This window comes from Cellulosimicrobium sp. SJTW-1, from assembly GCF_047716875.1.
GTDB lineage: Bacteria > Actinomycetota > Actinomycetes > Actinomycetales > Cellulomonadaceae > Cellulosimicrobium > Cellulosimicrobium funkei.
The window spans coordinates 3,682,459-3,694,276 of sequence record NZ_CP136680.1; the positions used below are offsets into that span (position 1 = coordinate 3,682,459).

Here is an 11,818-nt window from a genome sequence, read left to right on the forward strand (position 1 = left end):
GTCGGTGGTCGTGGTCCTGGTCCTTCGTTCCGTGGCTGCTGCCGGTGGGTCTGCTGCTGGTGATCCTCGCGTGCCCGACGGCGGAGCGCACCTCCGCGCGGGAGGTGCGCCCGCGCCGTCGGGCACGAGGAAGGGGTGGCTACTGCGGGCCGACGACCGAGACGCGCGCGGCGCGCACGACCCGCTCCCCGATCCGGTAGCCCGGCTCGATGACGAGGTTCACCGTGGTGGCGGTGGCCTCGGGGTCGGGCTGGTGCATGAGCGCCTCGTGGACGGTGGGGTCGAACTCGTCCCCGACCGCGCCGTAGCGCTCGATCCCGAACTTCTCGAGCGACGCGTCGAGCTTGTCGGCGATGGCCGCGAACGGCCCCGTCAGCTCGCCGTGCTGCCGCGCGCGGTCGATGTCGTCGAGGACCGGCAGGAGCGCGGTGAGCACGTCCTCGATCCCCTTCGTGCGCGCGGCCTCCTGGTCGCGCAGCGACCGGTTGCGGTAGTTCGTGAAGCTGGCCCGCTCGCGCTGGAGCGCGTCGAGGTGCTCCGCGGCCTCGGCCTTCGCCGCGAGGACCGCGGCGTCGACCCCGGCCTCGTCGGACGGCTCGAAGTCGAGGCCCGCGAGCGGGTCCGTCTCCGCGTCGTCGCCCGCGGAGCCGCCGGCCTCGCCCTCGGGGCGGGGCCGACCGCTCTCCGGGTCGACCTTGCGCTTGTCCGTGAACTGGAAGGGCTTGTCGTCGGAGCCCTGGCCGGGCTCGCGCCCGGCCTGCTCCTCGGGGCCCTGCGGGTCGGTCGGTCCGTCGGCCGTCACTTGCGCTCGTCCTCCTCGTCCACGATCTCGGCGTCGACGACGTCCTCGTCCGGGGCGGACGTCGCGCCCGCCGCGGCGGTGGCGTCGTCCTGCGCGGCGCCGGGGTTGCCGGCGGCCTGCTCCTGCTCGGCCGAGGCGTAGAGCGCCTGGCCGATCTTCTGCGAGGACGCGACGAGCTTCTCGTGCGCGGTCTTCACGGCGTCGGCGTCCTCGCCCTCGAGCGCGGACTTGACCGACGCGATGTCGGCCTCGACCTCGGTGACGACGTCGGCGGGGAGCTTCTCCTTGTTCTCGGAGACGAGCTTCTCGGTCGAGTAGACGAACGCCTCGGCCTGGTTGCGGGTCTCCGCGTCCTCGCGACGCTTCTTGTCCTCGGCCGCGTGCTCCTCGGCCTCCTTGACCATGCGGTCGATGTCCTCCTTGGGCAGCGCCGAGCCGCCCGTGATGGTCATCTTCTGCTCCTTGCCGGTGCCGCGGTCCTTGGCGCCGACGTGGACGATGCCGTTCGCGTCGATGTCGAAGGTGACCTCGATCTGCGGCACGCCGCGCGGGGCCGGCGCGATGCCGGTGAGCTCGAACGTGCCGAGCGGCTTGTTGTCGCGCGCGAACTCGCGCTCGCCCTGGAACACCTGGATGAGCACCGACGGCTGGTTGTCCTCGGCCGTCGAGAAGATCTCGCTGCGCTTGGTCGGGATGGCCGTGTTGCGCTCGATGAGCTTGGTCATCACGCCGCCCTTGGTCTCGATGCCGAGGGACAGCGGGGTCACGTCGATGAGCAGGACGTCCTTGCGGTCACCGGAGATGACGCCGGCCTGCAGGGCCGCGCCGACGGCGACGACCTCGTCCGGGTTGACGCCCTTGTTCGGCTCCTTGCCGCCCGTGAGCTCCTTGACGACGTCGGTCACGGCCGGCATGCGGGTGGAGCCACCCACGAGCACGACGTGGTCGATGTCGGAGACGGAGACGCCCGCGTCGGAGATGACCTTGTGGAACGGGGCCTTCGTCCGGTCGAGGAGGTCCTGCGTCATCTGCTGGAACTGGGCGCGCGTGAGCTTCTCGTCCAGGTGGATCGGGCCGTTCTCGCTCATCGAGAGGTACTGCATCGAGATGGTGGTGCTCGTCGCGGACGAGAGCTCCTTCTTCGCCTGCTCGGCGGCCTCGCGCAGACGCTGGAGCGCGATCTTGTCCTTCGACAGGTCGACGCCCGAGCTGTTCTTCACCTGCTTGATGAGGTGCTCGACGATGCGGTTGTCCCAGTCGTCGCCACCGAGGCGGTTGTCGCCCGAGGTCGCGCGGACCTGGATCGTGGAGAAGTCGTCCTCGTCCTTGCCGACCTCGAGGAGCGAGACGTCGAACGTGCCGCCGCCCAGGTCGAAGACGAGGATGAGCTCGTCCTCCTTGCCCTTCTCCAGGCCGTAGGCGAGCGCGGCCGCGGTGGGCTCGTTGACGATGCGGGTCACGTTGAGGCCCGCGATCTGCCCGGCGTCCTTGGTCGCCTGGCGCTCGGCGTCGTTGAAGTACGCCGGGACGGTGACGACCGCGTCCGTGACGGGCTCGCCCAGGTACTCCTCGGCGTCTCGCTTGAGCTTGCCCAGGATGCGCGCGGAGATCTCCTGCGCGGTGTACTTCTTGTCGTCGATCTCCACCGACCAGTCGGTGCCCATGTGGCGCTTCACCGAGCTGATGGTGCGGTCGACGTTCGTGACCGCCTGGCGCTTGGCGACCTCGCCGACGAGGACCTCGCCGGTCTTGGAGAAGGCGACCACCGACGGCGTCGTGCGCGACCCCTCGGCGTTCGCGATGACCGTGGGCTCTCCGCCCTCGAGGACGGCGACCACCGAGTTGGTGGTGCCGAGGTCGATCCCGACTGCTCGTGCCATGTGTGTGCCTCCGTCGTTCTGGGTGCCCGACGGCGCTGCTGCGCCTCGGCACACCGGGTTGAGTCTGCTTCACTCAAGGTAGATCCGTGGTCGGTGCTCGCGCAACCTCACCCGGCTCAACTTGAGTCCATCAGGCTCAACCTTCACGCGACCCGCACTATTCCCCGCTCGCGGCCGCCCGGGACCGCGCCTGCTGGCGCGCACGCTGCTCCGCGTAGCCCTCCTGCCAGTCGGCGGCGAGAGGCATGTCGCGGCGGCGGACCTCGTCGACCGCCAGCTCGACGGGGAAGCCCCAGGTGTCGGCGAGCACGAAGAGGTGGTCGCCCGTGACGGTCGTGCCCCGGAGCCTGTCGAGCTCTCGGAGCCCCCGGTGCACCGTGCGTCGGAAGCGCGACTCCTCGTCCCGCAGCACGCCGCTCAGCTCCTCGCGCCGCTCGACCAGGTTCGGGTAGGCGTCGCGGTACGACTCGGCCACGACGGCGACGAGGTCGTCGACGAACCGGTCCTCCAGCCCGAGCCGGAGCGCGTGCACCACGGCCCGGCGCACGAGCCGCCGCAGCACGTACCCGTGCGCCTTGTTGCTCGGCCGCACGCCGTCGGCGGCGAGGAACGTCGCGGCGCGCACGTGGTCCGCGATCACACGGAACGGGCGCGGGTCGTCCTCGTAGGTGCGACCGCTCAGGTCCTCGAGACGGTCGACCAGGGGGCGCAGCAGGCTCACGTCGAACACGTCGGGGGTCGCCGTCGCGGCGGCGGCGATGCGCTCCAGCCCGCCCCCGAAGTCGATGCTCGGCTCGTCGAGGAGGACGAAGCCCTCGCTCGTGCGGCGGTAGCGCATGAACACCTGGTTGCCGATCTCGACGAACCGTCCTCCCTCGCTCGCCGGGTGGGGTTCCCCGGTCGACGGGTCGTGGAGCTCCGGTCCGAGGTCGTAGAAGACCTCCGAGTCCGGCCCGCAGGGGTCGCCCACGGGCGTGCCCTCCAGGCCGCCTCCCCGGCTCCACCAGTTCTCCTCGGCGTCGTAGAGGAAGACCCGGCCGCCGCGCATGCCTTCGCGGTCCCCGTCCGCACGCGACCCCACGTCCACGACCGACGCCTCGATGCCGTGCTCGGCGAACACCGTGACCCAGGTCTGGACCGCCGCGTCGTCCCGGGGGATCCCGTGCTCCGCCGAGCCGCGGAAGCACGTGACGTAGAGGCGCGCGAGGTCGACGCCGACGAGCGCGAGGAAGTCGACGAACCACCGGACCTGCCGCTCGACGTCGGCCGACCCGAGGCTCCAGTTGCCCAGCATCTCGAAGAAGGTGGTGTGCCGTCGGTCGCCGACCTCGTCGATGTCCTGCGACCGCAGGCACGGCTGCGAGTCGACGAGGAGCCGCCCGGCGGCGTGCGGGCGCACGCCCAGCAGGTAGGGCATCAGCGGCTGCATGCCCGCGCCCGTGAACAGGGTCGTCGGGTCTTCGCGCAGGACCAGGGGCGCTCGCTCGATCACGGCGTGCCCCCGGGCGGCGAAGAAGTCGAGGTAGGCCGAGCGGATCTCCTGGGCGTCCATCCGACGACCCTAGGGACCGGCACCACCGACTTCCAGGGCAATCCCCACGGCCCCCGGCGAGGACGACCGCGCCCCGCCGCGGTGGGACGCAGCGGGGCGGGTGCGGGGCAGGTGCGGGGCAGGGCGGCTCGACGGGAGCCGCGCCGCCCCTCGCTCAGATGAGCTCGACGCCGTCGGCCTGCGGCCCGCGGTCGCTCTGCCGGATCTTGAACCGGACCCGGTCGCCCTCCTCGAGCTCCTCCCCGCCGCGCACGACGGACACGTGCACGAACAGGTCCTCGCCGCCGGCGTCGGGCGTGATGAAGCCGAAGCCGCGGTCGGCGTCGTACCGCGCGACCGTGCCCTCGCCGCCGCGCACGCGCCCGCCGGACGCCGGACGACTCCGCCCGGAGCCGCCCACGAGCTGCACGTTCCGGGCGTTCGGCCCCTTGTCGCCCTCGACGACGTCGTAGGTCACGCGCGCACCCTCGGCGAGCTCGGTGAGCCCGCGGCCCAGGGCGCTGACGTGCACGAACACGTCGTCGCCGCCGCCGTCGGGAGCGACGAAGCCGAAGCCCTTGACGTCGTCGTACCAGGACACGGTGCCGTCGGCGCCGTCCGCCGCGGGCTGCGCGGCCTGCGCGCCGAGCGGCAGCAGGTGGTCCGCCTGCGGGCCCTTCTCGCCCTCGACGACGAGGAACGCCACGCGCTGCCCCTCCGTGACGACGCCGCCCCCGACGATCGCCGAGCTGTGCAGGAAGATCTCGTCGCTGCGACCGTCGGGCGTGACGAAGCCGTAGCCCTTGGCCGGCTCGTACCAGACGACGGTGCCGAGCACGCCCAGGGGCGCGTCGGCAGCGCGGTCGCCCGTCACGCGGACGCGCCGTGCCTGCGGGCCGCGGTCGCCGGTGCCCATCTCGAACTCGACGACCTGCCCCTCGCGGAGCTGCTTCGGGCCGTCGTCACCGACGATCTCGGACGCGTGCACGAACAGGTCCTCGGCCTCGTTCCCGAGGTCGATGAAGCCGAACCCTCGGTCGGCGTCGAACCATCGGACTGTTCCCTGGGGCACCTAGGACTCCTTGCATCGACAGACAGTGCTGCTCCTAGTGTCCCCGACGGCGCCGCGCCCCGGCGCCGCGGGACCGCTCGGCAGGCCTCAGCGGCCGGTGCCCGACGCGCCGGCGCCCGGCTCCGCGCCCGGGTCGTCGACGTCGTCGCCGCTCCAGCTCCGCTCGTCGCCCGGGTCGACGTCGGTGGGGACCTCGGGGTCCTTCGGCAGCGAGTCGTTGGCGAGCGCGGGGAACGCGCCCGCGGTGCCGATGTCCGGCTCGCCGCGGGCCGGTTCCTGCTCGTCCCGCCAGTCCTGCTCGTCGCCGGTGCCCCGGCGGTCCTGCGGCTGCGACGCGGTCATGAGCGGGCCTTCCTGGTCTTCGGCCCGGCCGCCTGGTCGACCGGGCGCACTCCCTCGACCGTACGTCGCCCCGCCGGGCTCACCACCCGGGCCACGGGCTGCGGCGCCGCGGCGGGGACGACCGGCTTCCCCTCGTCCGCCGGGTCGTCCGTCCCGTCGACCACCGAGTCCTGCTCGAGCGCTGGGTCCTGCTCGACCCCCGGGTCCGCGTCCGGCGCGGCGGGCGCGGCGGCGGCCGCACGACGGCGGCGCACCACGAGCACGACCGCACCCGCGAGCGCCGCGACGACGAGCAGCACGGCACCGATCCCGACCCACGGCGCGACGGCGGCGCGCGACGACGCGTCGTCGGCCGCGGCGTCGGCCTCGTCGAGGCGGCCGGCGTCGAGCGCAGCGCGTGCCTCGGCGGTCGAGCCGTCGACGTCCAGCAGGAGGCGGCCGAGGTCGGCGAACGGCCCGCCGCCGGTGCTCGCGGCGACGGCGTCGCCGACCGTCCCGACGACCTCGACCGTGCGCGGCAGCACGGTCGCGAGGGCGGCGTACTCCTCGGCGGTGCGGGCGCTCTCGTACTGCGTGCGCACGGCGGCCGGGTCGGGCAGGCCCGCGTCGTCGGCGGCCTGCTGGACCTGGCCGGCGGCCGCGGCGGCGTCGGGCCCGATCGCCTCCCGGGCCGCGTCGGCGTCCGCGAACGCCCAGTCCGTCATCGCGGTGCGCAGCCCCGCGGGCGGCAGCCACGCGCCGTCGGCCGCGTCGAGGGCGACGTAGGCCTCCCTGGCCGGGCCCCGCGCGTCGAGCAGGGCGGTCTCGTCGGCGTCGGCGACCCACGTGCGGTAGGCCGCCTGGGCGTCGGCGACCTCGCCGCGCACCTCGACGAGGTCGAGGAAGCGTCGGCCGTCGGTCAGGCCGGGACGGCCCGGCTCGCCGGGGGCGTCGTAGGCGCTCTCCCCCGCGTACGCGGCGGCGACGAGCGTCCCGAGCGTCTCGTCGTCGAGCCCGCCCACGAGCGCGGAGACGGCCGTCCACGCGGCGGCGTACGCGTACTCCTCGGTGGCGTCGGCGCCGTCCTGCACGTCGACGTCCGCCCAGGCGACGAGCGGGAGCGCCTCGGCCGCGTCGCGCGCGGGGGCCGGGAACGTCTCGGTCGGGCCGCCCGTCTGCGCCGCGACGCGCTCCCCCACGACCTCGGCCAGGCCCTCGGACACCCACCGGTCCGCGAACCGGTCCCCGGCGAGCCACGCGTGCGAGAGCTCGTGGAAGAGCAGCCCGGCGTCGAGGTCCTCGGGGATGACGATCTCGCCGGACCCGCGGTCGAACCACGCGTACCCCAGCACCTCGGGCGACACGTCCTCGCGGATGCGCTCGAGGTTCCCCGGCCACGGCATCCCGACGACGCGCTCGAGCGTGGGCAGCCCGGCGCCGACCTGCTCCGCGACGAAGGCGCTCCACTCGGCGTCGCCCGGGAAGCTCTCGAGCACGAGCTCCGTCCCGGCCGCGTCGACCGTCGTCGTGTCGACCTGCGCCGGGTCCCGGAGGGAGACGAACGACCACGTGCCGAGGTCGTCGGTGCTCTCCGTCGCGCGGTGCGTCCGGGTCGTGCCGTCGAGGATCGGGGTGAACCCGTCCCACGTGCTGTCGAAGTCCATGGACGTCGGGGTGACGATCTCGACGGTGACCTGCCCCGGGTCGCCGGCGGCGCTGACGGCGAACGTCGCGTACCCCGGCCCGACGCGCGTGTACCCCTCCGAGCGGATCGGCTCGCCCGGGATCGTGTAGGCCCACTCCACGGTCCGCTCGCGCCCGTAGTTGAGGGGCGAGAACGAGACCCGCGCCGCGCTCGTCGCCGGGTCCTCCGTCGGCTCGAGCGTCACGGGGAGGGTGGCGCCGCCGCTCGTCGCGGTGACGTCCGTCGCCCCCGCCGGCACGGGGATGCCGTAGGCGTCCCAGTAGTAGAAGTACTGGCCGCTGTCGGGCTGCTCGTTGCGCAGCGTCGTCGTCACCCGGACCCGGACCGGGCCGGTGCCGTCCACCTCGTAGCGGACGTGCGACGTCTCCGACAGCCCGTCACCCGGGTCCGCGCTCGCGACCCCCGGCGCCCCCACCACGACCGCGCCCGCGAGCACCCCCACGAGCACCGCGCGCGACGCCGTCCGCCCCGCGCACCGCCCGTCGCCGGACCCTCCTGAGACCACCCCTGCACCGCCGTCCTCGCCGAAGCGCACAGCCCGTCGCCCCCCGCTCGTCGGGACCGGTCGACGACGACCGGAACGGGACACCGGCGGGAACTGTACCGGCTCCCGGGGACGCTCCGGACCACGCCCCGGGGCGGGTGGCAGGGCCGCCGTCGGACACCTCGTGGACACCTGGTGCTGGCACGCTGTGCGGGTGACCACCGCACCCGGCCAGCCGTCGCTCGCCCGCCGCCTCGGCACGACGGACGCCGTCGTCGTCGGGCTCGCGTCCATGGTCGGCGCGGGCGTGTTCTCGGCGTTCGCCCCGGCGGCGGCTGCGGCGGGGACGGGCCTGCTCGTCGGCCTCGCCCTGGCCGCCGTCGTGGCGTACGCGAACGCGACGTCGTCGGCGCAGCTCGCCGCGCAGCACCCGACGTCCGGCGGCACGTACGTGTACGGGCGCGAGCACCTCGGCCCCTGGTGGGGCTACGTCGCGGGGTGGGGCTTCGTCGTCGGGAAGACGGCGAGCTGCGCCGCCATGGCGCTCGTCCTCGCCGCGTACGCCGCACCGCCCGGGTGGGAGCGTCCCGTCGCCGCCGCGGCGGTCGTCCTTCTCGCCGCGGTCGGCTACCGCGGCGTGACGCGCACGGCCCGCCTCGCGCGCGGGATCGTCGCGGTCGCGCTGCTCGCGATCGCGACGGCGGTCGTCGCGAGCCTCGCGGGGACGACGCCGCGATGGTCCACCGTCCTCGACGCCGACGGCGCGCACGGCGGCTGGTACGGCGTCCTCCAGGCCGCGGGGCTGCTGTTCTTCGCGTTCGCCGGGTACGCGCGCGTCGCGACGCTCGGCGAGGAGGTGCGCGACCCGCGCCGCACCATCCCGCGCGCCGTCCTCGTGTCGCTCGGGACCGTCGTCGTGCTCTACGCCGTCGTGGCGGTCACGCTCCTCGCCGTGCTCGGGCCCGCCCGGCTCGCGACGTCCGCCGCGCCGCTCGCCGACGCCGTCGCCGCCGGGTCGTGGTCGTGGGCGGGACCGGTCGTGAGCGTCGGCGCGGTCGCCGCGAGCGCCGGCGCGCTCCTCGCCCTCCTGGCCGGGGTGAGCCGCACGGGGCTCGCGATGGCCCGCACCGGCGACCTGCCGGGCTGGTTCGCCGCGGTGCACCCCGTGCACCGGGTGCCGCACCGCGCGGAGCTCGCTGTCGGGGCGGCGGTCGTGCTGCTCGTGCTCACGACGGACCTGCGCGGCGCGATCGGCTTCTCGTCGTTCGGGGTGCTCGTCTACTACCTCGTCGCGAACCTCTCGGCGCTGCGCCAGACCGCGCCGCACCGCCTCTACCCGCGCGTCCTCCCGGTGCTCGGCGCGCTCGGGTGCGTCGCGCTGGTCGTCACGCTGCCCGTCCCGAGCGTGGTCGCGGGGGTCGTCGTGCTCGCGGTCGGCGTCGCGCTCCGGGCCGTGCGCGTCCGGTCGTAGCCGCCGTCCCGCTCCGCCCGGCGCACGGCTGCAAGACCCGCCGGCCCCGGGACACGAGCGAGGTATGAGCGGACACCGGACCGTGCGTGCGTCCGCGGCGACGATCGCCGCCCTCCTGGCGGTCGGTCTCGCCGCGGGCTGCGGCGCCCCCGACGGCGCGACCCCCGGGGCGCCGGGCGCGTCCGGGTCGGACCCCGTCGGGCTGGTCGGGATGTGGCGGGTCTCGGGGGCCGACGGCGAGGGCCCCGACACGTGGCTGCGGCTCGACGCCGGGCAGTACATGCTGTGGGGCGACTGCGGCGCGTACGTCGAGGGCGGCTGGGAGGCGGCAGGCCGGGCCTTCGTCGCCTCGGACCCGTACGCCGCCGCGGCGGCGTGCGGCGCGGCGGGGATCCCCGAGATCCCGTGGCTGCGCACGGTGGTCGCCTACGAGCCCGACGGCGAGGGCTGGCGCCTGCTCGACGCGGACGGCGACGTCGTCGCCGGGCTCCAGGTCGACGGCGCCCCGGCCCCGATCCCCGACGCCGCGGAGCACTTCGCGCAGGCCCCCGAGGTGACCGACGACGTGCGGGCGGCGTTCGACCCGCCCGCGCCGCTGCCGGGCGGCCTCGCGCCCGCCGAGGTGCGGGACCTCGTCGGGCGGTGGGAGCCGGCCGCGCGCTCCTCCACCGACCCGCACGTCGTCTTCCACGAGGACGGGACGTGGTCCGGCTCCGACGGGTGCAACGGCGGCGGGGGCGCGTGGGCCCTGGACGACGGCGGTCGCCTGCTCGCGACCACGGGCCTCCAGACCCTGATGTGGTGCGAGGGAGAGAGCGTCCCCGGCCACGTCGCCTCGGCCGCCCGTGCCGGCCTGGACGGCGGTCGGCTGGTGCTCGTCGGCCCGGACGGCACGGAGATCGCTCGCCTCGTCCGGGGATGACGCCGCTCCGCCGCGCGATCGACCCGAGCGGCGGGATCGACCCTCGGGCCGACCCGACGGCGGGCAGGTCGCCCTCGGCCTCAGGACTCGGGCTCGGGCTCCGGGGGCGCGCCGGTGGCGTCGTCGGACTCGACGACGCGTGACGACTCGCCCTCCTCGCCCGCGGGCGGCAGGCCGCGCTCGTCGGGCTCGTAGTAGCGGCCGGTGTAGCGAGGGCGCAGGAAGTTCTCGGTCGTGAGCACGGCGTCGACCTCCTCGGCCGTGAGCAGGCCGCGCGCGACCACGACGTCGCGCACGGAGGCCCCGGTGCGGGCGGCCTCCGCGCCCACGAGGTCGCCGTTGCGGTGGCCGATGATCTCGTTGAGGTACGTGACGATGCCGATGGAGTCGAGCACGTGGCGGCGGCAGACCTCGACGTTCGCCGTGATGCCCGTGACGCACTTGGTGCGCAGCGCGACGCACGCGTTGGTCAGCAGGTGCAGCGACTCGAACATCGACTGCGCGAGCCCGGGCTCCATGACGTTGAGCTGGAGCTGCCCGGCCTCGGCGGCGTGGGTGATCGTCACGTCGTTGCCCATGACCTTGAAGCAGACCTGGTTGACGACCTCGGGGATGACGGGGTTCACCTTGGCGGGCATGATCGACGACCCGGCCTGGAGCTCGGGCAGGTTGATCTCGCCGAGGCCCGCGCGCGGCCCCGACGACAGCAGCCGCAGGTCGTTGCAGATCTTCGACAGCTTTGCCGCGAGCCGCTTGAGCGCGGAGTGGACGGCGAGGTAGGCGCCGTTGTCGTAGGTCGCCTCGACGAGGTTCTCGGCCGGGACGGTGTGCAGACCGCTCACCTCGGCGAGCCGGCGCGTCGCGACCTTCGGGTAGCCGGGCGGGGTGTTCAGCCCGGTGCCGATCGCGGTCGCGCCGAGGTTGACCTCGAGCAGCAGCTCGCCCGCGACCTCGAGCCGGCGGATCTCCTCGCCGACGTTGACGGCGAACCCGGCGAACTCCTGGCCGAGGCTCATGGGGACCGCGTCCTGGAGCTGGGTGCGCCCCATCTTCAGGACGTCGGCGAACTCGGACGCCTTCTCGTCGAACGCGCGCTCGAGCCGCCGCACCTCGTCCTGGAGCCGCGCGACGAGCTCGTGGACCGCGAGGCGGAAACCCGTGGGGTAGGCGTCGTTCGTGGACTGCGAGCGGTTGACGTGGTCGTTGGGGTTGATGACGTCGTAGCGGCCCTTCTCGAACCCGGCGAGCTCGAGCGCGAGGTTCGCGACGACCTCGTTGGTGTTCATGTTGACGCTCGTCCCGGCGCCGCCCTGGAACACGTCGACCGGGAACTGGTCGAGGCACCGCCCGTCGCGCAGGATCGCGTCGCACGCGGCGACGATCGCGTCGGCGACGTCGCGCTGGATGGTGCGCAGCTCACGGTTCGCGAGCGCCGACGCCTTCTTGACCATCACCATGCCGCGCACCATCTCGGGGACGTCGCTCACCGTCGTCCCCGAGATGCGGAAGTTCTCCATGGCGCGGACCGTGTGGACGCCGTAGTAGGCGTCCGCCGGGACCTCCTTCGGTCCCAGCAGGTCCACCTCGGTGCGTGTCCGTTCGCTCGACATGCCCCGACCGTAGCCCGGCC

The 11,818-nt window shown here is 74.4% G+C and carries 9 protein-coding genes; 2 read left to right on the forward strand and 7 right to left on the reverse strand.

The genetic code is table 11. From position 1 onward, the window contains the following. Window positions 1-139: 139 nt before the first annotated feature. The 6 genes from grpE to RSE42_RS16605 form a co-directional block, all read right to left on the reverse strand. The gene (grpE, locus tag RSE42_RS16580; RefSeq protein WP_051028412.1) at window positions 140-802 is read right to left on the reverse strand and encodes a nucleotide exchange factor GrpE; all 663 of its coding nucleotides are present in this window, start codon (window positions 800-802) and stop codon (window positions 140-142) included. Further along, complete coding sequence (gene dnaK, locus RSE42_RS16585; RefSeq protein WP_021479837.1) at window positions 799-2,682, reverse strand: molecular chaperone DnaK; 1,884 nt, start codon at window positions 2,680-2,682, stop codon at window positions 799-801. The genes grpE and dnaK overlap by 4 nt, the downstream gene beginning before the upstream one ends. Before the next feature lie 157 nt (window positions 2,683-2,839). Continuing rightward, a complete protein-coding gene (locus tag RSE42_RS16590; protein WP_415297200.1) occupies window positions 2,840-4,234 on the reverse strand; it encodes an alanine--tRNA ligase-related protein in 1,395 nt (464 codons plus the stop codon). A gap of 154 nt (window positions 4,235-4,388) precedes the next feature. After that, on the reverse strand, window positions 4,389-5,285 hold the full coding sequence (locus tag RSE42_RS16595) for a cold-shock protein (RefSeq protein ID WP_137280797.1): 897 nt from the start codon (window positions 5,283-5,285) through the stop codon (window positions 4,389-4,391). An 87-nt stretch (window positions 5,286-5,372) separates the two neighbouring features. Then, entirely contained in the window at window positions 5,373-5,627 is a 255-nt protein-coding gene (locus RSE42_RS16600; RefSeq protein WP_043657787.1) for a hypothetical protein, read from the reverse strand. Then, window positions 5,624-7,816 (reverse strand): hypothetical protein, encoded by a 2,193-nt coding sequence (locus RSE42_RS16605; RefSeq protein WP_415297203.1) that lies wholly within the window; start codon window positions 7,814-7,816, stop codon window positions 5,624-5,626. The genes RSE42_RS16600 and RSE42_RS16605 overlap by 4 nt, the downstream gene beginning before the upstream one ends. Window positions 7,817-8,087: 271 nt before the next feature. Between RSE42_RS16605 and RSE42_RS16610 the strand changes: the two genes are divergently transcribed. Then, window positions 8,088-9,266, forward strand: coding sequence for an APC family permease (locus RSE42_RS16610; protein ID WP_415298923.1), 1,179 nt, complete (start codon window positions 8,088-8,090; stop codon window positions 9,264-9,266). A 64-nt stretch (window positions 9,267-9,330) separates the two neighbouring features. Beyond that, window positions 9,331-10,188, forward strand: coding sequence for an META domain-containing protein (locus RSE42_RS16615; RefSeq protein WP_415297205.1), 858 nt, complete (start codon window positions 9,331-9,333; stop codon window positions 10,186-10,188). An 80-nt stretch (window positions 10,189-10,268) separates the two neighbouring features. Here RSE42_RS16615 and aspA read toward each other — a convergent pair whose 3' ends face one another. After that, window positions 10,269-11,798: an aspartate ammonia-lyase gene (aspA, locus tag RSE42_RS16620; protein WP_114553743.1), complete on the reverse strand. Its 1,530-nt coding sequence runs from the start codon at window positions 11,796-11,798 to the stop codon at window positions 10,269-10,271. Window positions 11,799-11,818: the final 20 nt, after the last annotated feature.